The sequence below is a fragment of the Phytobacter massiliensis JC163 genome (genome assembly GCF_000321045.1).
Classification (GTDB): domain Bacteria; phylum Pseudomonadota; class Gammaproteobacteria; order Enterobacterales; family Enterobacteriaceae; genus Phytobacter_A; species Phytobacter_A massiliensis.
Map to the genome: position 1 here is coordinate 65,252 of NZ_HE578946.1, position 21,693 is coordinate 86,944.

Here is a 21,693-nt window from a genome sequence, read left to right on the forward strand (position 1 = left end):
GAGGTAAACCATGAGTACAGCGATCCCGCAAGCGATCCTCGAGAACCTGACGAATGTGACCATGCCGCGCCACGTCCTGCAGGCGGAGCCGCAGCAGATGCTGGAGGTGGAGGGATATCGCATCCCGGTATACACCAGCGGGGCGCTGGTTATCGGCAGCGGCGCTGCCGGGCTGCGGGCGGCGGTGGAGCTAAAGCGCCGTAAGATGGATGTGCTGGTAGCGACCCAGACGCTGTTCTGGGGGACTTCCGCCTGCTCTGGGTCGGATAAACAGACGCTGCATACCGCCTCCACCAGCTACCGGGGCGATAATTTTACCGCCCTTGCCGGGGCCATTGGCGCAGGCGGCGCCATGGACGCCGATACCGCCTACGTCGAGGCGGTGGGGTCAGTGGAGGCGTTTATCGGCCTTAAGAGTATCGGTCTGCCGCTGCCGGAAGATCGCTACGGCGCGGTGCTGCGCTATCAGACCGATCATGATGAAGTGGGGCGCGCGACCAGCTGTGGGCCGCGCACCTCGCGGCTGATGGTTAAAGTGCTGGCGGAAGAGGCGGTGCTGCTTGGCGTGCCGTTTGTCGATCACGCCACGGCAGTGCGCCTGCTGACCGAAGGAGAGGGCGAACAGCGGCGGGTCGCGGGGGTGCTGGCTATTGTTAAAGGCGCGAAAGCGCCAGATAACCCGTGGGGGCTGTGCCTGCTGCGCAGCGCGACGGTGGTGCTGGCGGCAGGTGGGCCGGGGGAGCTGTTCCGCGACAGCGTCTACCCGAAGCGCTGTTTCGGCTCGCTGGGGCTGGCGCTGGAGGCCGGGATTGCCACCGTCAATCTGACGGAGCACCAGTTTGGCATTGGCACCCGGCGCGATGACTTCCCGTGGAACCTCTCCGGCACCTATGTGCAGAGTATGCCCTACATCTACTCTGTGGACGCGCAGGGAGAGGAACATAATTTCCTTGCCCGCTACTACCGTACCACCCGCGAGCTGGCGTCGAATATCTTCCGCAAGGGCTACCAGTGGCCGATTCATGCCAGCCGGATGCTGGATTTCGGCTCAAGCCTGGTTGACCTGGCGATTTACAATGAGTCGCAGGCCGGGCGAACCATCTATATGGATTTTAACCGTAACCCTTTACCGGTGCCGGGCGACGAGCCTTTCGCCATTGGCAATCTGGATGAGGATGTCTACAACTATCTGCGTAATAACGAGGCCTGCCTGGAGATGCCCATCGACCGTCTGCGGCGTATGAACCCGCTGGCTATCGAGCTGTATAAACATCATGGCCACGATCTGGCGGCGCAGCCGCTGCCGTTTAACGTTAATCATCAGCATATGAACGGCGGCATCGCCGTAGATACGTGGGGACACTCCTCCCTGAGCGGGTGCTATGCCATTGGCGAGGCGGCGGGCACGCATGGCGTAACACGCCCCGGCGGCGCGGCGCTCAATGCCGGGCAGGTTTTTGGCCTGCGCTGCGCCAAACATATTGCTGCCGCCGGTTACAGCGCGCCGTCATCCCCGTTTGTGGAAGAGGCGGCCACGCTGCTGCGCCAGTTCCAACGCGACAGTAGCCATCCGCAGGCGCTGCATATTGAAGAGGTACGCGCCGAAATCCAGCAGCGCATGAGCGAGCGCGCCGGGTTTGTCTGCGATGCCGCGCAGGTACCTGCTGCTGTAGCGGCGGCCCGGCAGCTGAACCAGCGCATCGCCGAACACGGTATCGCCCTTGAGCACCCTAATCAGGCCGCGTTCAGCTGCCAGTGGCGGCAGATGGCGCTGGCGTCCGAAGCGCTGCTGGTGGCGCTGGAAACCTACATTGCCCGTGGCGGCGGCAGCCGTGGCGCGCGAATGCTCTGTTCAGCGCAGGGGGACGTCGCGCCGCAGACCCGCGAAGGGGAGCTGACGGCGTTCCGTTTCCTTTCCGAAAACCCGGCGCATCGTGAGGAGCAGCTGCAGGTTCGCTGGCAAAACGGCGAGTTTACGGTTGAGGCAAAACCGCTGCGTCCGCTGGGCGATCTGTCGACGATTTTCTTTGAAAAGAACTGGCCGGACTATCTGACGGGGAGGATATACCAGGAGAGCCGGTAGAGATTAAGCGGCCAGCGGGCGCTGGCCGCCAGCATGACTAATCATAGGTCACGTACATGTTCACTTTACCTACGATAGGGCCGGTGTAATTACTGCCTGATTTTTTAATCGCCGCCGTTTGCACATAGCGTGCCTGGAATGCGGCGGTGCCAAAGGAGTCGTATATTGGTGTCGCCCAGAAATTGGATTTTGCCTGGCCAAAACTCCCGGCGTCAATTTTGGTCACGCTGTCGACATTCACTTTACTGTTGTTGTAGAGCATCTCTATCTCTACGCCAGTGATTTTAGTGCCGCCCAGGGAGTCATACAGCGTTACGTTTTTTGTGCTCGACGGAGATGAGCCCGTATCTTCAAAACGGAAACGGACATGGTTCATTTTGCCCGAGCACTTAATGGTCAAGTTAACCGGCTCTTTAGGCCCGTAAGCCGGTAATGACGATGGCCAGGAGAACCACGATTTCATCGGGATAGTATAATCAGTGGTATTCAGGACGCAGGATGGGCGAACCACTCTAATCCCTGTGCCGTCCAGCATCCCGTTTATTACGGCAGGCGGCGTCCGAACTGAAAAAGCAGAGGAGCTGACGGTTGATAACGCAGCGGGATAGGTGAGGTTACCCACTTTGACAATTTCACCGCTAATGGCAAAAGAGCTCCAGCCTCCTAGCGCCCACGAAGTGCCTCCGCCGTGCGGGTTTAGCAGATACTGGACCTGCGTCGTGTTGCCAGAACCTATCCCGGTAAGTTTATAGGTTTGATTGACAAACATTCGCGTACTGGAACTGTAAGCGCCTGCGGCAACGACCGGCAATGAGTATGTATCCAGCGCCGCGGGGGTAATATATAAACGCAGGCGAAGACCTGGATCGTTTAATTGTATCCCCTCTACCCCTCCGGCGGCCGTGATCAATATATTCATATCCCAGTAGGTATAAGTACCGTTCGTTGTTCCGGCCGTCGTGTTTACGCTGCCAGTACTCACACAGTTCGTTGTGAAATAAGCGCCGAACATCTCACCGAAGTTAAAGATTACCGTATTATTCGGCGTGTCCTCACTCACTACCAGGGTTCTGGGCACGGCCATCGGTCTTTGATCGGGTAGCTGAACATAACAATTTGCCGCCACATATCCCGGATAACTGCCGTTTAGCCATGTACGGTTATAGTAATAGACAGCCGCCTGCGCTGTGCTGGCTGTCAAAAAAGTGGTGATAGCGATAGCGCATGCCAGGAAGCTGTAGCGGTTTGTTTTTGTATTAATTGAAGCGGGGTGCCAGAGATTTTTTTTCATTGTTTTGTCCAGAGAGGTAAAAATGATCTTTACATGATTAAGGAGAGTTTTTATCGGGCTGAGATAACAGATGAAGTAACAATAAAAAATGAATGATGGCCTTATGGTTTTATGGCTAAGCCCCGCTTTAGGGGCTTAGCCTGATGTTTAAAGCGCTCAATAAGTACTGACAGAATTCATTACGGTGCGACCTCTAACGTCTTTTCCGCGCCAGCGCCGCCCCAGTCGTGCATGCCGCTCCAGGTGATGGTGACTTTGCCGCCTTTATAGCTCTCTGGCAGCAGATAACGCGCGCTGCCTTTTGGCGGCACCATTTCACTTTTTTCTTCGATGCGTTTCTTTTTATAGCCGGGGAATGCCACCGCCAGCTCACCAAAGCTCACGTAGTAGGCGGCGTTATTACTGGTTTTGATCCAGCTTTTATTGCCCTCTTTTTCAATACTCCAGGTCAGGCCTTCTGCCGCTTTACGGGAGCCATCGGCGTTGAAACCCGCCGGGCGGACAAACACTTTCAGTCGGCTGCGGACGGCGACAACCAGCCGGTTATCGACATCTTTCGCTTTCGGCGGGATCTCCTGCAATGAGAGCCAGTAAACCGATTCACGATCCTGCGGCACCGCCCCCTTCATGATGACCAGACGCAGCTTGCCCTGCTTTTTGCCTTCCAGCTTCATCACCGGCGGCGTCAGCACAATGGGAATATCCGTGTCTTTCCCCTGCAGATCTTCAAGCCATGACTGCACCATAAAGGGATCTTTGCTGTCGTTGACAATATCAACCGGGGTCTCTTTGTCCGTGGTATAAGCAATGATGCGGGTTAGCTGCGGGCGCACGGCCGCCGAGGCGCTGCCCGCCGCCAGTACCGCAATCGCCAGCCCTGCGTGGAATATTTTCTTTAACTGCATTTGATTTCTCCTGTTACCACCTGAATGGCCTTAACGGCAATCCACAACAATTTTTTCGTACCATTCATCCGGTTGCTGCGCGCCAGGCAGCGCGGGCAGGGTAAACGAGCACTGCTCTGCTTTGGTTTCCCCCCAGATGACGTTCAGTTTTTGATCGTGCTTCGCATCAAGGCCGCTGAGATAGGTCATGCCTTTCGTGCCCACAATGCCGGCCTCTTCTTTTTCGCCTTCGACAAAGACCATTGCGCCAATCGGAATCGCTCTGGTGCTGCGAATCTCCACCATTGCCCGGCGTCCCACGCGCGTTGCAAATCGCAGTAACACCGCAGCGCCATCGCTGGGGACAACTTTGCGGGCAGTTTCTTTTAGCTCCACGCCCTCTGTCTGGGAGGTATCGAGGTTGATTTCGTTATAGCGATAAGGCGTCAGCGAGGTGACCACCGCATGACCGAAGTAGTCGGTTTTTGCGTTATTGGTTCCTGAAACGCCAATGCCGGACGCATCAGGCGTTTCAATAATCGCCACCGTATTATTTAACTGCGGGGATAAGATCAGACCGCCGCCATATAACGTCAGGCCACCGCTCATGCCCGCAGAATATTGCGTGTAATTATGGCTATGGCTGATGCCGCCGTTGACGGATGCCAGACTGCCGTTATAGCCGACCGTACCCGACTCGCTGTATTTATTGTCAGTGCTGCGCTGCACGTTCGCCGAATAATTGATGGTGTTATCCAGAACGCTGCCTGAATAACCCATACTCTGGCTATAGCGATTATCACGGTCGCGGGTCAGACTGTAGTTCAGGGTGCCATAATCCCGGCTGTTGGTGTTGCGACTGCCTAACGGCAGGCTGATGGACAGGTTCACCTGATTTTCGTTGTATTCGAAGTCCTTATTTTTTGTCCAGTACAGGGATACCGTGGCCGGGCCAATATTCGTGCCTACGCCGCCGCTGATAGAGGTGGTTTTTTTATCGGTGCCGTAATATCTGTCCTGGCTTAGCGTGAAATATAACGAACCATAATCCTCCAGGTTTTGCGTCATATTCATTTCAATACGGCTGCGCTTATTATGCTGCCAGTCGTTGATTTGCCAGTCGTCGTCATCGTAACTGCTGTAGTCGTTCTTATAATTATGACGGGAGATAAACTCTGAAAATTCGCGGAAATCCCGGGAGCGGTACTGATAACCGAGGATCTGCAATGAGGTATCGGTGATATCAAAATAGCGTGCGTAGAGGAAGCGCGCCGCCTGGCCGCTACGGGAGCGGTTGTCATTCCATGTCTCGTTATACTGCGACCAGGCCACATCGGTAGAAAACGCGCCGATAGCGCCGATGTTCCAGGAGATGCCGGTCGAAGCGAACTGGTAATCCTCCGAGGCCAGCAGCGCGGAGTTCCAGGTGAAATGTTCAAACCCGTAGTCCATGCTGGCGGCGGCGACCCAGGGCTCATCCGACCCGGAGTTTTGATCGCGGTACTGCCCGGCAGCGAGTGAGTAACGCATCGTGCCCGCGCGGATCATATTCGGCAGCGCGGTATAAGGCACATGAAAACGTTGTGAGGTGCCATCGGACTCTTCTACCGTGACATCCAGATCCGCCCCTACCTGGGCACTGTACAGGTCATCAATGGCAAAAGCCCCCGGCGTCAGGGTGGTACTGTAGATAATATTGCCGCGCTGGCGGACGATAAGCCTGGCGTTGGTACGGGCGACGCCGCGAATAACCGGCGAGTAGCTAAACTGGCTATCAAGAGAGATCTGTTCATTGGTGGCCAGCGAGACACCGCTCAGGGGAACCGCCCCGGTCATATAGCCTGAGGTTTGGGTGTAAATTTCACCGGCCTGAAAATTGCTGCGCAGGGCGGCGATATCACGCGCAAAATACATCCGGTCGTGGTTGGATTCCCACTTTTCACCGGGGTTACGGTAAAACGAATCGATACTGTACAGCCGCCATGCCCCCAGCGTGCCCGTGCTGTTGAGGTTGATATAGGCGCTACGTGAGGTCTCATCTTTTGAAGACGAACCCTGGGATTTTATTTCTGAAGAGTAGAAATAGCCGTTATAGCTGGTGCGCAGGCTGGTAACTCCATGATCCCATTCAGTCGGGGAGATCATCGTAAAGCGTCGGCTGTCCACCGCTTCCTGTGGAACGGTCAGCGTCAAAACCTGCTGCGTGTCGTCATAGCTGACTTCCGCCGCTGGAATACGTGCCGGAATATCTTCGCACTGCGCGGCAGTGACCGGACCCGCGCTCTCTTCCGCTGTGCGCCACCCGGTGTAGAGATCAACTTTTACCCCCAGTTGTTCAAGCTGATTGCGGGTCAGGCAGGCTTTCACGTCCTGCTTTTCATCGCTGATAAAAAGGATCTCTTCATGACTGGCAAGGCGGTCATTTAAGCGGACATCGATATTTTTCACGCCGGGCGTGACGGCATTACGGTAGATAAAAACGTCCGGTGAGGCGCCGTTTTTATCGCGCTTTAAAAAGCCTTCCTCGAAGTCAGAATCAGCAATAGCGCTGACGGGCAGCCATCCTGTAACCCCGAGCATCAACACGCCTAACACCTCCCTGCGATGAGATGTGAGGGGAGGTAACCAAACCGATCGCCTCATACACGCACTCCATTTTCTACTACAGATCCGTCCCAGGGCCTGCTGGATACAAAAAAGGCGGTAAAGAATGTCCGCCGTTAAAATCAGCTCCGAAAATTTCGGAGCTGTAATCACTTCAAAGGGAAGTTTTTATTAGTAGTAAGAGATGGTGTAGTCAGCGTTAGCCGCTACAGAGCCAGCGCCTACGGTAGCACTCAGCGCTTTGTATGCTGCCTGGTAGTTCAGGGTAACATTGCCGCTCGTTGACGGTAATGCGGCACCTGGATCCAGGTTAGGGCCGCCGTTCAGATCGATCTGGGTGCCTGCAGAAGTCAGAATCGCAACCGCTACATCTGTCGCAGGGCCAGTTGTTGCGGTGTTTTTCATCACATAAATATCAGTAGGCTGCGGAGTTGCAGTGGTGAACAGCGCGCGAACGTTAGTCAGCGCAGCAGTAGACTGGCAGCCGTTTAACTGGATGGTAAAAGCAGTGTTACCGGCGAAAGTGCCAGCGCCAGTGAACGCTGTTGTTGGGAGGTTCGGTAATGCAATAGTTGCGTTAGTAGAAGCAGTACCACCCGCAGATGCCGCACCCACAACAGTGGTACAAGCACTTGCAGTGATTGAACCGGTAAAGTTGATAGTACCGTCAGCTGCCAGTGCGTTGGTTGACAGCAGAGCAGAAGAGACCAGCGCGGCCAGTACGAGACGATTTGTTTTCATATAAAACTCCATTTTTTTGTTGAAAAATACCAGCCAGAAAGCAATAGCTATCCGGAGGTAATATTATTTATATCCTGTAAAACATTTGGCTTATTTAGCGCCCACAGTCATGATGGAGCGATAAAAATTGCTCGAGGTATGTTTTTTTAAAATATAAAAGTGTCAGAATCTTTTCATTTCGAGCATGTCGCGGCAGACCAAAACCGCCAGCGAATTGCAGCTCATAAAACCGTATTTATACAGTATGTCTCGCTTGGCCTGGTGAATGTACTTTGCCGAAATGTTATGGCTTTCAATAACCTCTTCGACAGGATGACCACTGCCCAAACAGGTAAAGATGTCGATGATTTTTTGCGAAACCGGTTTCTTTTTACGATAGCAAGGGGCCTGTTTTGCTTTCCTGAGAAGAGTAAAAAACTCTTCTACATTCAGCTTCTTAGGTGCAAACCACGGGAAAAATGTGCGCGCTGTGGCAACCACAGGCATATCGAGTAATATCAGTAACCGGCAGTTTTTCTTATACGCAATTCGCATTAACAAACTGCGATATTCGCTGTTCTCAACCGCTAGCACAACAATATCCCCGATATCAGGAGAAAAATGTCGGATCCCTTCATTTGGATTCAGGAATAATGAAGAGCCAGCTATTTCTTGCGTGATCTCTTTTATACCAGACAGGAGTAACCTGTCATCAGAGATGAAGTAGTACTTCATATGATGAAATCCTTTTATTAAATGAATTTCTTACTGTTGCGCAGGAATGTGTTTGCAACTCAAGAAATATTATTTCCTGCTAACAATAATAATTTGTTTATGATGAAAATAAAGTTGGTTATGCCATTCAATTATTTATTAAAACAAGCGAAAGATAAGCGCAAAAAATTCTTATAACACGCTGAGATAAAGCATAATGCATATTTAATATATAATCTGTAATAATTAGAGATCGTTTATATATATGAATTACTTATTGATAAACGGTGTTGCGCTTTTTATTGCAAAATTTAAGTGCCTGCAAGCAACAAATACCGCCAGACAGAGGGATCGCGGCGATTTTTCGATGCTTTTTTTACCGTTTTATCGAATTGTTACTTTTCATGGCGAATAGGGGATTGTGTTTTCGCTGGCGCTTTTCTTTTAATTAAGCGCTCTTAACTGGAGTAGCGGTTTTATCTGATTAAATTTGCCCTTCGCGCAGTTTTTGCTTTAGGTTTTTTCCTACGTTTCTATCCTGGTTTTTAGGCAGTTTGTAGAGTGATAAAGGTGGGGAAGGCGAGTTGAGCGGCAGGTAACGCTGCCGATTCTTGAGAGTAATGCGTCGGATAATGTTGCTCTAATGGTCGTTGATGGGCATTAAAGCCAGGCGAAAAAAAGCCCCGCGAGTGCAGGGCCTGAGAGGTTTACACTTCCAGATAGCTCATAATGCCATCCGCCGCCTTGCGGCCTTCGGCAATCGCCGTGACCACCAGGTCTGAACCGCGGACGATATCGCCACCGGCGAAGATTTTCGGGTTGCTGGTCTGGAAAGCGTTGTCACTGCCTTCGGGGGCGATAATCCGCCCTTGAGAATCCAGCTCGACGCTGTGCTTAGCCAGCCATTCCATGCTATGCGGGCGGAAACCAAACGCCATTACTACCGCATCGGCGGGAACCACATGCTCGGAACCGGCAACGATCTCAGCGCGACGGCGGCCTTTCTCATCCGGTGCGCCCATCTCGGTGCGCGCCATCTTCACGCCGCTGACTTTGCCGTTGGCATTCACTTCAATGCCCAGCGGCTGCACGTTGAACTGGAACTCGACGCCCTCTTCACGCGCGTTTTTTACTTCGCGTCTTGAGCCCGGCATGTTCTCTTCATCACGACGATAGGCGCAGGTGACGTGGGTAGCCCCCTGGCGAATCGAGGTGCGTACACAGTCCATCGCGGTATCGCCGCCGCCCAGTACCACCACGCGCTTGCCTTCCATGCTGACAAACGGCTCGTCGGTGGTTTCGCCGAAGCCCATAATCTGCTTAGTATTGGCGATCAGGAACGGCAGGGCGTCGAACACGCCGTCTGCGTCTTCGTTATCCAGCCCGCCGCGCATCGACTGGTAAGTGCCCACGCCGAGGAACACCGCGTCGTATTCGCTCAGCAGTGCGTCCAGCTGCACGTCGCGGCCCACTTCGGTATTGAGTTTGAACTCAATGCCCATGCCGGTGAAGATTTCACGGCGACGGGTCATGACCTCTTTTTCCAGCTTGAAGGCCGGAATGCCGAAGGTCAGCAGCCCGCCGATCTCCGGGTGACGGTCGAATACGACCGCCTTCACGCCGTTGCGGGTCAGTACGTCCGCACAGGCAAGGCCCGCCGGGCCCGCGCCGATAATCGCCACGCGTTTACCCGTCTGGCGTACGCCGGTCAGATCCGGACGCCAGCCCATCTCAAACGCTTTATCGTTGATATAACGCTCGATATTGCCGATGGTCACCGCACCGAACTCGTCGTTCAGGGTGCACGACCCTTCGCACAGGCGATCCTGCGGACAGACGCGCCCGCACACTTCCGGCAGGGTGTTGGTCTGGTGAGAGAGCTCAGCGGCTTCAAAAATACGCCCTTCGTTGGCCAGTTTCAGCCAGTTAGGGATGTAGTTATGCACCGGGCATTTCCACTCACAGTACGGGTTGCCGCAGGAGAGGCAGCGGTCTGCCTGCGCCTTGGCCTGGCCCTCCGAAAAGGGCTCATAAATTTCCACAAATTCAATTTTACGGATCTTCAGCGGTTTTTTCGGCGGGTCAACGCGCTGTAAGTCGATAAATTGGTATACGTTCTGACTCATTGCTACCCCTTACTGCGCCTGCACGCGCAGCTCAGCTGCGCTACGACTACGGTGACCCAACAGTGCTTTTACATCGCTGGACTTCGGTTTAACCAGAGCGAATTTCGCGGAGTATGCCGGCCAGTTCGCCAGGATCTCTTCCCCACGGGATGAACCGGTATGCTGTACATGTTCCGTGATTAAACCGCGCAGGTGCTCCTCATGGATGGCGAGGTCGTCAACGCTGAGGACTTCGACCAGTTCCGGGTTCACACGTTTGCGGAACTCGCCGTCTTCGTCCAGCACGTAGGCGAAGCCGCCGGTCATGCCCGCGCCGAAGTTAACGCCGGTTTTACCGAGAATGCAGACGATACCGCCAGTCATATATTCACAGCCGTTGTCGCCGATACCTTCCACGACGGTAATCGCCCCGGAGTTACGCACCGCGAAACGCTCGCCCGCGCGGCCAGCGGCAAACAGACGCCCGCCGGTTGCGCCGTACAGGCAGGTGTTACCGATAATGCTGGCTTCATGGCTGCGGAAGGCAGAGCCGACCGGCGGACGTACCGCCACCAGACCACCCGCCATGCCTTTACCAACATAGTCGTTGGCGTCGCCGGTCAGATACAGTTCCACGCCGCCCGCGTTCCACACGCCAAAGCTCTGGCCTGCGGTGCCGCTAAAGTGCGCTTTGATCGGGTCGGATGCCAGACCCTGATCGCCATGGATGCTGGCGATATAGCCCGACAGCGACGCGCCGACAGAGCGATCGGTGTTGCGGATATCAAACCAGAAGGTTTTGCTCTGGCGCTCATCCACATACGGCTTCGCCTGTTGCAGCAGCTGCGCATTCAGCACGCCGTTATCGAACGGCGGGTTGTTCTCGGTGCAGTAGAGCGCTTTGCCAGGATGCGGCTCGGCGGTCTCCAGCAGCTTCGCCAGATCCAGCTTCTGCTGTTTGGCGGTGAAACCGTCCAGCTCTTTAAGCAAGTCGGTGCGGCCAATCAGGTCCACCAGGCGTTTCACGCCAAGCTGCGCCATTAATTCACGCACTTCACGGGCGATAAATTCAAAGTAGTTGGTCACTTTGAACGGCAGGCCGTGGTAGTGGTTCTTACGCAGCTTCTCATCCTGGGTTGCGACGCCGGTCGCGCAGTTGTTCAGGTGGCAGATACGCAGATATTTACAGCCCAGCGCCACCATCGGGCCGGTGCCGAAACCGAAGCTCTCCGCGCCGAGGATGGCCGCTTTGATAATGTCCTGGCCCGTTTTCAGACCGCCATCGGTTTGCAGACGGATCTTATGGCGCAGGCCGTTCGCCACCAGCGCCTGCTGGGTCTCTACCAGCCCCAGCTCCCACGGGCAGCCCGCGTATTTCACTGAGGAGAGGGGGCTTGCGCCGGTGCCGCCATCGTAGCCAGCGATAGTGATCAAATCCGCATAGGCCTTCGCCACGCCGGTGGCGATGGTGCCGACGCCCGGCTCGGAGACCAGCTTCACGGAGATCAACGCCTTCGGGTTAACCTGTTTCAGGTCGAAAATCAGCTGCGCTAAATCCTCGATAGAATAGATATCGTGGTGCGGCGGCGGGGAGATTAGCGTCACGCCCGGCACCGAATAGCGCAGTTTGGCGATGTACGGGGTGACTTTGTCGCCCGGTAGCTGACCACCTTCGCCCGGCTTCGCGCCCTGAGCGACTTTAATCTGGATAACGTCAGCGTTGACCAGGTAAGCCGGGGTGACGCCAAAGCGGCCGGATGCCACCTGCTTAATGCGTGACACTTTATTGGTGCCGTAACGCGCCGGATCTTCACCGCCTTCGCCGGAGTTAGAGAAGCCGCCGAGGCTGTTCATCGCTTCGGCCAGCGCTTCGTGCGCTTCCGGGCTCAGCGCGCCGATGGACATCGCCGCGGTATCAAAGCGTTTAAACAACTCGCTTGCCGGTTCAACGTCGTCGATGCTGACCGCCTGATCCCCTGGCTTGATAGCCAGCAGATCGCGCAGGGTGGCTGCCGGGCGCTCATTCACCAGTTTTGCATACTGCTGATAGTCGCTGTAGTCGCCGCTCTGCACCGCCTGTTGCAGGGTGCGCACCACGTCCGGGTTGTAGGCGTGGTATTCGCCGCCGTGGACATATTTCAGCAGGCCGCCCGCTTCCAGCGGTTTACGCGCCAGCCATGCACGTTTAGAGAGGTTTAACAGATCCTGCTGGAAATCGGCGAAGCTGGCGCCGCTGATACGGCTGACCACGCCCTGGAAGCAGAGCGCTGACACCTCTTCGTGCAGGCCCACGGCTTCAAACAGCTTCGAACAGCGGTAAGAGGCGATAGTCGAGATGCCCATTTTGGACATGATCTTGTACAGACCTTTATTGATGCCGTTACGGTAGTTCAGCATCACCGTGCGGTAATCTTTCTCGATGGCTTTGTTATCCACCAGCTTCGCCAGCGTTTCATAAGCCAGATACGGATAGATAGCCGTCGCGCCGAAGCCCAGCAGCACCGCAAAGTGGTGCGGGTCGCGCGCGCTTGCGGTCTCGACAATGATGTTGGCATCGCAGCGCAGGCTCTTATCGACCAGACGCGTCTGCACCGCGCCTACCGCCATTGGCGCAGGCACCGGCAGGCGATTTTTCGCGATATTGCGGTCAGAGAGCACCAGCAGCACGGTGCCGTCGCGCACCATCTGCTCGGCTTTATCACACAGCGCTTTCACCGTCTCTTCAAGCGTGGTTTCGGTCACGTCGAAGGTGATGTCCAGCACGTCCGCGCGATAGTGATGCTCGCGCATGGTGGTGAGCTGTTTAAAATCGGACCAGAGCAGAATCGGCGACTTAAAGCTCAGGCGATGCGCCTGGCCTTCCGCTTCGCAGAAGACGTTCATTTCGCGGCCGATACTGGTTGCCAGCGACATAACATGCGCTTCACGCAGCGGATCGATAGGCGGGTTGGTCACCTGGGCGAACTGCTGACGGAAGTAGTCGTAAATAATGCGCGGCTGGCTGGAGAGCACGGCGAACGGGGTATCGTCACCCATTGAGCCGACCGCCTCCTGGCCGTTTTCGCCCAGCACGCGGATCACCGAGTCCAGCTCTTCGAAGCTGTAGTTGAACTGCTTCTGGTAGCTTGCCAGCAGGTCATCGTCCATTTCACGGGTGCCCACCTGGTCATCGGCCAGCTCTTCAAACGGCACCAGACGGCGGACGTTTTTCTCCATCCACTCTTTATACGGGTGGCGGCTTTTCAGATCGTCATCGGTTTCCGCCGAGTGCAGAATGCGCCCGCCACGGGTATCGATAACCATCAGTTCGCCTGGCCCAACGCGGCCTTTTTCGACCACTTCGTCGGGCTGGTAATCCCAGATGCCCACTTCGGAGGCACAGGTGATCAGTTTGTCTTTGGTGATGACGTAGCGCGCCGGACGCAGACCGTTACGGTCAAGGTTACAGGCGGCGAAGCGGCCATCGGACATCACGATACCCGCCGGGCCGTCCCACGGCTCCATGTGCATGGAGTTGAAGTCAAAGAAGGCGCGCAGATCCGGGTCCATATCCGGGTTGTTCTGCCAGGCCGGCGGCACCAGCAGGCGCATGGCGCGCACGATATCCATCCCGCCCGCCAGCAGCAGTTCGAGCATGTTATCCATGGAGCTGGAGTCCGAGCCGGTTTCGTTGACGAACGGCGCGGCGTCGTGCAGATCGGGGATCAGCGGCGTCTGGAATTTATAGGTGCGCGCGCGCGCCCACTGGCGGTTACCGGTAATGGTGTTGATTTCGCCGTTGTGCGCCAGATAGCGGAACGGCTGCGCCAGCGGCCAGCGCGGCACGGTGTTGGTGGAGAAGCGCTGGTGGAACAGGCAGATAGCCGACTCCAGACGCAAATCCGCAAGGTCCAGGTAGAAGCGCGGCAGGTCCGCCGGCATACACAGGCCTTTATAGATATTCACCAGATTCGAGAGGCTACAGACGTAGAACTCTTTATCGTCTACCAGCCGTTTTTCGATGCGGCGACGGGCGATAAACAGGCGGCGCTCCATATCGCGCGGACGCCAGCCCGCAGGGGCGTTAACAAAAATTTGTTCAATACGAGGCAGCGAGGAGAGGGCGATTTCACCAAGAACGCCTTCGTTGGTCGGCACGTCGCGCCAGCCAACAATAGAGAGGGTTTCCCGTTGAAGTTCTTCTTCAACAATACGTCGTGACGCGGCGGCCAGCTCAGGATCCTGATTCAGGAACAGCATGCCGACGGCGTAATTTTTAGCTAATCGCCAGCCGCGCTCTTGCGCGACGATGCGAAAGAAACGGTCGGGTTTTTGCAGCAGCAGGCCACAACCGTCGCCGGTTTTGCCATCGGCGAGGATCGCGCCACGGTGCTGCATGCGGGCCAGTGCGTGAATAGCGGTACGCACCACCTTGTGGCTAGGTTCGCCTTCTATGTGGGCGATCAGGCCGAAACCACAGTTATCTCTCTCAAGAGATTTATCGTACAACATATCAGTGAACCTCCCCAGGCTCTGCGGGACTTCCTCCTGACCGTTGCGCACAGGCGCAGAAAGAGCATGGCGACGGGGCTGATATAGCCTCGCATTCGCCCTCTTTAATTTCCTTTTCGCTTTGGTCAAAACAAGTTTGAGGACTTGCTGTAAGAGGGAGTCTCAAAACTGCATAAATATGATGAGCAAACCGCTCATCCAGAAAGCTTCCAGCGGATTCCCAACTTATCGGGAATCCTTACACAGGTCAAATGCCAGGCTTATTTATCTGAAAATGTGCTAAAGCGTAGTTATCGCTTTGATATTAATGGTTTTTGTCTGTTTTTAACCGATTCAGTAAGGCAGAAGGACTCGCGGGGTAATGTGATCTGACTCACTATTACAAAGCGCTGCAGTTGCGCTACTTCACTAACCAAAAGGGGTATTCCAGAATATTATTCTAGGGATTATCTTATATACATCGGAATACACTCTTTTTAGCCAGTCATCTAATTTTTGTAAAATGGTCGCTGAACATAAGGATTTGTAATGAGCGAAAATCTGAATGAAATTGCGTTAATGTTGCTTGATTATGCAATGAGTAAAAGCGTTGCCAGGCGATTGATCCACATCATCGCCGCTGAGCGCTAAAAATGGCAGGCTGGCCCCTTTTTCAGGGCACGGCCTGTCAGATTATGCAGTTACAAAAATTAGTCAATATGTTTGGCGGCGATCTCGCCCGTCGCTACGGGCAAAAAGTCCATAAGCTCACCCTGCACGGCGGCTTTAGCTGCCCGAACCGCGATGGCACCATCGGCCGCGGCGGCTGCACTTTTTGCAATGTGGCCTCGTTTGCCGATGAGGCGCAGCAGCACCGCTCTATTGCCGAGCAGCTCGCCCATCAGGCACGGCTGGTAAACCGCGCCAAACGCTATCTGGCCTATTTTCAGGCCTACACCAGCACCTTTGCCGAAGTGCAGGTGCTGCGTTCGATGTATCAGCAGGCGGTAAGCCAGGCCAGTATTGTCGGGTTGTGCGTCGGTACACGCCCCGACTGCGTGCCAGAGGCGGTGCTTGACCTGCTCAGCGAATATAAAGCGCAGGGCTACGAAGTATGGCTGGAGCTGGGCCTGCAAACCGCCCATGATAAAACGCTGCGCCGCATCAACCGCGGCCATGACTTCGCCTGCTATCAGCGCACCACGCGCCTTGCCCGCGCGCGCGGGCTGAAAGTCTGTTCGCACCTGATTGTCGGCCTGCCCGGAGAGGGGCAGCGGGAGTGCCTGCAGACGCTGCAGCAGGTTGTGGAAACGGGCGTTGACGGCATCAAGCTGCATCCATTGCATATTGTGAAAGGCAGCATTATGGCGAAAGCCTGGGAAGCGGGTCGGCTGGACGGGATTGAACTGGACGCCTATACGGTGACCGCCGGGGAGATGATCCGCCATACGCCGCCGGAGGTTATCTACCATCGCATCTCCGCCAGCGCACGCCGCCCGACGCTGCTGGCGCCGCTGTGGTGTGAGAACCGCTGGACGGGAATGGTAGAACTGGATCGTTACCTGAATGAACAGGGCGTGCAGGGCTCGGCGCTGGGGCGCGCCTGGGACCCGGCGATGTTTTAATTCCCTCTCCCCATTGGGGGAGGGGAATAAACCGCTTATGCCTGGGCGGCAGTATGGGTCGCGCGTGGCGCTTTAATTACAAACAGCACCAGAATCGCCCCCAGCGCGGCAACCGTACCGGCAAGGATAAAGGCGCTATCAAATTTGCCCGTAGACTGAACGATATAACCGGTGACAATCGGCCCGACAATGCCGGAAATGCTGCCGATCAGGTGAATAAAGCCGCTGGTGCCGCCAACGCGGGATTTATGCACCACATCCTGAATGATGGCCCAGTAGATTGCGCCCGTAACGTACAGGAAGAAGATAGATACCGACATCAGCAGCACGGCGGAGGCTACGCTGCTTACGGTTCCCGCCAGCCCTACACAAAGCGCGGCCAGCAGCAGGCAGACCACCAGCACAATTTTACGTGACAGCAGCAGGCGGCCCGTAATTTTGAAAATCTTATCGGAAATATATCCCCCCAGCGCCAGACCGACAAAACCCACAATCCACGGAATCATGGTGGTCAGACTCATCGATTTAATATCCAGGTGATGTTGCTGCACCAGATAAGACGGGAACCAGCTCAGGAAGAAGAATAAAATATAGTTGTAGCAGAAGAAGGCAAAGGCGGTAACCAGAATAATAGGTTGTTTCAGGTAATAACCCAGCGATTTTGCGGTGTTGTCTTCGGCAATGACTTCAACCGCTTCCTCTTCTTTTTTCATCTGCTGAATAAGCAATAATTCCTGCTGGCTGACGCGTTTATGTTTTTCCGGGGAGTTCGCGGCAATAAAAAACCACGCTATCATCCAGATAATGCCGATAGTGAAAATAATCAGGAAAGCCGGACGCCAGCCAAAAGCGATAGCCAGATAGCCAACGATCGGGCCAGCCACCGCGCCGCCTAATGGCGAGCCTGCGCTCAGGAAGCCCACGGCAGTCGCCGCCTGTTTCTTGGGAAACCAGCCGTTGATCATCTTGTTGGCCGAGGAGCAGATAGGCCCTTCCGCCATGCCGAACAGCACCCGCAGGATCAGCATAGAATAAAACCCGGTGGCAAATGCCGTCAGCCCGCAAAACAGCGACCACAGCCCAACGGCTAACCCCATCACCAGCGTCGCGCCAAATTTATCAACGGCCAGGCCGCCAATAAAATTAAATACCGCGTAGCCAAAAAGAAGCTGCCGAAAATAATCCCAAACTGCTCCGGATTAAGGGTGAGATCTTTTTCAATCATTGGCACGGTAATGGATAATGCCACCCGGTCCAGATAATTGATCATATAAACAAGAAATAATAAGAATACGATAGTCCAGCGAAGGTTTTTTAGCATAATAACACCGCATCATTATCGATAGTAAAGGAAGGCCAGCGACATAAAATAATATGTCGCCAGCGAATGCCGGGTAATAAACAGATTTAGTCGAGTTTCAGGAGCACTTTGCAGCAGGTTTTCTGGTCGTTAGCAAAAATCTCCATGGCCTGTTTCACCTCTTCCAACGGCATGCAGTGGGTGATCAGTTTTTCCGGCTGAATAAGTCCTTTCTCCATCCACTCGATCACCATCGGGAAGCGATGGCTGTTCAGTCGGGACGAGAAAATAGAAATCTCTTTGCTGGTGATGCTTTGCTGAGTGATGGTTGACGGTTCGCCTGAAAAGCCAAGGATACCGATGCGCGCGGCCGGGGAGGCGAGGTTGATGGCTTCCTGCAAAATAGAAGGATGGCAGGCAGCGTCGATAATCAGGGTCGGTAACACGCCCTCTTTACCGAACACCTCCGCCAGCGGCTGGTGGCTATTGTCAATAACCCAGTCAGCGCCGTTCTCTTTAGCCATTTTGAGGCGTTCAGGAATGCGGTCGGCGACGATAACCTGTTTGACGGCAAACACATTTTTCAACGCCTGAATGATTGTCAGGCCCATTGGTCCTGCGCCGTATACCAGCGCAATATCCTGTTGGGTGGGTTTCAACTGCGCCGTAATATTGGCGGCAATGGTAAAGGGCTCCACCATCGCGGCGTGCTGGTCGCTAATAGAGGCCGGAATTTGCCAGGCGTTCTGCTGCGGCACGCAAACATAGTCGCTGAAACCGCCATCGCGGTGAACGCCGATCACCTGCAGTTCGGTGCAGACGTTCGGGCGGCCAACGGAGCAGGGGTAACAGTGCCCGCAGCTCACCACCGGGTCGACGGAAACACGCTGGCCGATACGGCTGGCGTCAACGCCTTCGCCCACTGCATCGATAATGCCGAAAAATTCATGGCCGATAACGCGAGGATACTTCGCAAAAGGGTTATGCCCGTGATAAATGTGCACGTCGGAACCGCATATGCCCGCGTAAGCCACTTTCACACGCAGTTCATTGGCGGCAGGAACAGGCAGGGAACGCTGTTCGATAAGGAGTTTTCCAGGTTCTTGTACGACGACGCTTCTCATTTTAATTGTCCTTTTCAGTAACCGTTCTTGAGATACGCCACTTACCATACAAGTATGCATAAAATGAAAATTTGAATTGCGTCACATTTGAGCAAAAACAGTTAGCAAGCTTATTTATTGATTTTATGAATGTTTTTAGACGATATATTTGCGTTGAGAATTTAACCGCTATCAACGGTGCTCTCACTTTTTTGCACAACGTGCAACGGCGCGCGCAGAATTGGGTATTATTGAGCGGAATTGTTCAAGGAAACCCTTATGAAGCAGATCCGTTTACTGGCGCAATATTACGTCGACCTGATGATGAAGCTCGGGCTGGTGCGTTTCTCGATGCTGCTGGCGCTGGCGCTGGTGGTGCTGGCCATGGTGGTACAAATGGCGGTGACCATGGTGCTGCAGGGCGAAGTGGACAAGATTGACGTTATACGGTCCATCTTTTTCGGCCTGCTGATCACACCGTGGGCGGTCTATTTTCTGTCGGTGGTGGTCGAGCAGCTTGAAGAGTCGCGCCAGCGCCTGTCGCGGCTGGTGGATAAACTGGAGGAGATGCGCGAACGCGATCTTAAACTCAATGTTCAGCTTAAAGACAACATCACCCGGCTGAATCAGGAGATGGTCGATCGCGAGAAAGCCGAAGCGGAACGCCAGTCCACGTTTGAACGCCTGAAAGTGGAAATGAAAGAGCGAGAGGAGACGCAGATCCAACTGGAGCAGCAGTCCTCTTTTTTGCGCTCATTTCTCGATGCGTCGCCGGATCTGGTCTTCTACCGTAACGAAGATAAAGAGTTTTCCGGCTGCAACCGGGCGATGGAGCTGCTCACCGGCAAAAGCGAAAAGCAGCTTATCAACCTGAAACCGCAGGATGTTTACGCCCCGGATGCGGCAGAGAAAGTGATTGAAACCGATGAAAAAGTGTTCCGCCATAATGTCTCACTAACCTATGAGCAGTGGCTGGATTACCCGGACGGGCGAAAAGCCTGTTTCGAAATCCGTAAGGTTCCCTACTACGATCGCGTGGGCCGCCGTCATGGCCTGATGGGGTTTGGCCGCGATATTACCGAGCGTAAGCGGTATCAGGATGCGCTGGAGCGGGCCAGCCGCGATAAAACCACCTTTATCTCTACCATCAGTCACGAACTGCGCACCCCGTTAAACGGCATCGTCGGCCTGAGCCGCATTCTGCTTGATACCGAGCTTACCGCCGAACAGGAAAAGTACCTGAAAACGATCCACGTTTCTGCCGTGACGCTGGGGAACATCTTTAACGATATCATCGATATGGACAAGATGGAGCGGCGCAAAGTGCAGCTCGATAACCAGCCTGTCGATTTCACCAGCTTCCTGGCCGATCTGGAAAACCTCTCCGGCCTGCAGGCGCACCAGAAGGGGCTGCGCTTCGTCATGGAGCCGACGCTGCCGTTGCCTCATAAAGTGGTGACCGACGGCACGCGGCTGCGGCAAATTCTCTGGAACCTTATCAGCAACGCCGTCAAATTCACCCGCGACGGGCAGGTAACGGTGCGCGTTCGCTATGACGCGGGAGATATGCTGCACTTTGAAGTAGAAGACTCCGGCATCGGTATTCCCCGGGATGAGCAGGACAAAATTTTCGCCATGTATTACCAGGTGAAAGACAGCCACGGCGGAAAACCGGCAACCGGCACCGGCATTGGGCTGGCGGTATCGCGTCGGCTGGCCAAAAGCATGGGAGGCGACATCATCGTGAGCAGCCAGCCGGGCAAAGGCTCCTGCTTTACCCTGACGGTGCATGCCCCTGCGGTGGCGGAAGAGGTCGAAGACGCCTTTGAGGATGACGATATGCCGCTGCCGGCCCTGCATGTGCTGCTGGTGGAGGATATTGAACTGAACGTGATCGTCGCCCGCTCGGTGCTGGAAAAACTGGGCTGTAGCGTTGACGTGGCGATGACCGGCAAGGCGGCGCTGGATATGTTCAGACCGGGCGAATACGACCTGGTGCTGCTGGACATTCAGCTACCGGATATGACCGGGCTGGATATCTCCCGTATCCTGACCAGCCAGTTCGCCCGTGAGGAGCTGCCGCCGCTGGTGGCGCTGACCGCCAACGTGCTGAAAGACAAACGGGAATATCTCAACGCGGGTATGGACGATGTCTTAAGCAAGCCGCTGGCGGTTCCGGCATTAACGTCCATTATTAAGAAGTTTTGGGATACCGACAAAGAGGATGATGAGACCATGCCTGCCGCTGAAAACCACAAACAAAGCCTGCTGGATATCCCCATGCTGGAACAGTATATCGAGCTGGTAGGGCCAAAGCTGATTACCGATGGCCTGGCGGTCTTTGAGAAGATGATGCCGGGCTATCTGAGCGTCCTCGAATCCAATCTGACCGCGCGTGACCAGAAAGGGATCGTTGAAGAGGGGCATAAAATTAAGGGCGCAGCGGGATCGGTGGGGCTTCGTCATCTTCAGCAGCTGGGTCAACAGATTCAGTCGCCTGATTTACCTGCGTGGTGGGATAATGTGGGCGAATGGGTTGAAGAGATGAAACAGGAGTGGCAGCACGACGTGGCGGTACTGAAAGCCTGGGTGGCAAACGCTGGAAAAAAATGACCCCGGATTAACCGGGGTGCGCGAATACTGCGCCAACACCAGGGAAATCGTGGCTGCGCCGTAAAGAGTTTTTCATATTTTTTCAAAGGCGCAGCCGGAAAAAGTTGAACTGCACGCACATAAGATAGCAAATCTTAAACGATTTGTTACATCAATCAGTGAAATGTGTGAAGCACGGCGT

At 54.8% G+C, this 21,693-nt stretch carries 11 protein-coding genes and 1 pseudogene; 3 read left to right on the forward strand and 9 right to left on the reverse strand.

The window, feature by feature from the left end; all coding sequences use genetic code 11:
• The first annotated feature begins 10 nt into the window (after positions 1–10).
• The gene (locus ENTHG_RS10740; RefSeq protein WP_044179539.1) at positions 11–2,083 is read left to right on the forward strand and encodes an FAD-dependent oxidoreductase; all 2,073 of its coding nucleotides are present in this window, start codon (positions 11–13) and stop codon (positions 2,081–2,083) included.
• A 37-nt stretch (positions 2,084–2,120) separates the two neighbouring features.
• Here ENTHG_RS10740 and ENTHG_RS10745 read toward each other — a convergent pair whose 3' ends face one another.
• The 7 genes from ENTHG_RS10745 to gltB form a co-directional block, all read right to left on the reverse strand.
• Positions 2,121–3,374 carry a hypothetical protein gene (locus ENTHG_RS10745; protein ID WP_044179541.1) on the reverse strand — a complete coding sequence of 418 codons (1,254 nt, stop codon included), beginning with the start codon at positions 3,372–3,374 and terminating at the stop codon, positions 2,121–2,123.
• Positions 3,375–3,553: 179 nt separating this feature from the next.
• Positions 3,554–4,279: a fimbrial biogenesis chaperone gene (locus ENTHG_RS10750; protein ID WP_044179542.1), complete on the reverse strand. Its 726-nt coding sequence runs from the start codon at positions 4,277–4,279 to the stop codon at positions 3,554–3,556.
• A gap of 30 nt (positions 4,280–4,309) precedes the next feature.
• Entirely contained in the window at positions 4,310–6,838 is a 2,529-nt protein-coding gene (locus tag ENTHG_RS10755) for a fimbria/pilus outer membrane usher protein (protein ID WP_044179544.1), read from the reverse strand.
• A gap of 195 nt (positions 6,839–7,033) precedes the next feature.
• A complete protein-coding gene (locus ENTHG_RS10760) occupies positions 7,034–7,603 on the reverse strand; it encodes a fimbrial protein (protein ID WP_044179546.1) in 570 nt (189 codons plus the stop codon).
• A gap of 162 nt (positions 7,604–7,765) precedes the next feature.
• On the reverse strand, positions 7,766–8,317 hold the full coding sequence (locus ENTHG_RS10765) for a hypothetical protein (RefSeq protein WP_044179548.1): 552 nt from the start codon (positions 8,315–8,317) through the stop codon (positions 7,766–7,768).
• A gap of 686 nt (positions 8,318–9,003) precedes the next feature.
• Positions 9,004–10,422: a glutamate synthase subunit GltD gene (gene gltD / locus ENTHG_RS10770; protein ID WP_044179549.1), complete on the reverse strand. Its 1,419-nt coding sequence runs from the start codon at positions 10,420–10,422 to the stop codon at positions 9,004–9,006.
• Between the two features lie 9 nt (positions 10,423–10,431).
• Positions 10,432–14,892, reverse strand: coding sequence for a glutamate synthase large subunit (gene gltB / locus ENTHG_RS10775; protein ID WP_044179551.1), 4,461 nt, complete (start codon positions 14,890–14,892; stop codon positions 10,432–10,434).
• A gap of 674 nt (positions 14,893–15,566) precedes the next feature.
• Between gltB and mnmL the strand changes: the two genes are divergently transcribed.
• On the forward strand, positions 15,567–16,496 hold the full coding sequence (gene mnmL / locus ENTHG_RS10780) for a tRNA modification radical SAM protein MnmL/YtqA (RefSeq protein ID WP_044180655.1): 930 nt from the start codon (positions 15,567–15,569) through the stop codon (positions 16,494–16,496).
• A gap of 35 nt (positions 16,497–16,531) precedes the next feature.
• On the opposite strand, the pseudogene ENTHG_RS10785 reads toward mnmL, so the two are convergent.
• Together ENTHG_RS10785 and ENTHG_RS10790 are read right to left on the reverse strand one after the other, a co-directional pair.
• Positions 16,532–17,817, reverse strand: a pseudogene (locus ENTHG_RS10785) (MFS transporter).
• Between the two features lie 86 nt (positions 17,818–17,903).
• Positions 17,904–18,920, reverse strand: a complete 1,017-nt coding sequence (locus tag ENTHG_RS10790; protein ID WP_044179553.1) for a Zn-dependent oxidoreductase — start codon at positions 18,918–18,920, stop codon at positions 17,904–17,906.
• Positions 18,921–19,178: 258 nt separating this feature from the next.
• On the opposite strand from ENTHG_RS10790, the gene arcB reads away from it, so the two are divergent.
• Entirely contained in the window at positions 19,179–21,512 is a 2,334-nt protein-coding gene (gene arcB, locus ENTHG_RS10795) for an aerobic respiration two-component sensor histidine kinase ArcB (RefSeq protein ID WP_044179555.1), read from the forward strand.
• Positions 21,513–21,693: the final 181 nt, after the last annotated feature.

Bases quoted from the DNA above. Each gene is read 5' to 3' on its own strand.
- ENTHG_RS10755 (WP_044179544.1), bottom strand. From the start codon at position 6,838: ATGCTCGGGGTTACAGGATGGCTGCCCGTCAGCGCTATTGCTGATTCT.
- mnmL (WP_044180655.1), top strand. From the start codon at position 15,567: ATGCAGTTACAAAAATTAGTCAATATGTTTGGCGGCGATCTCGCCCGT.
- ENTHG_RS10760 (WP_044179546.1), bottom strand. From the start codon at position 7,603: ATGAAAACAAATCGTCTCGTACTGGCCGCGCTGGTCTCTTCTGCTCTG.
- gltD (WP_044179549.1), bottom strand. From the start codon at position 10,422: ATGAGTCAGAACGTATACCAATTTATCGACTTACAGCGCGTTGACCCG.
- ENTHG_RS10740 (WP_044179539.1), top strand. From the start codon at position 11: ATGAGTACAGCGATCCCGCAAGCGATCCTCGAGAACCTGACGAATGTG.
- gltB (WP_044179551.1), bottom strand. From the start codon at position 14,892: ATGTTGTACGATAAATCTCTTGAGAGAGATAACTGTGGTTTCGGCCTG.
- ENTHG_RS10790 (WP_044179553.1), bottom strand. From the start codon at position 18,920: ATGAGAAGCGTCGTCGTACAAGAACCTGGAAAACTCCTTATCGAACAG.
- ENTHG_RS10765 (WP_044179548.1), bottom strand. From the start codon at position 8,317: ATGAAGTACTACTTCATCTCTGATGACAGGTTACTCCTGTCTGGTATA.
- arcB (WP_044179555.1), top strand. From the start codon at position 19,179: ATGAAGCAGATCCGTTTACTGGCGCAATATTACGTCGACCTGATGATG.
- ENTHG_RS10750 (WP_044179542.1), bottom strand. From the start codon at position 4,279: ATGCAGTTAAAGAAAATATTCCACGCAGGGCTGGCGATTGCGGTACTG.
- ENTHG_RS10745 (WP_044179541.1), bottom strand. From the start codon at position 3,374: ATGAAAAAAAATCTCTGGCACCCCGCTTCAATTAATACAAAAACAAAC.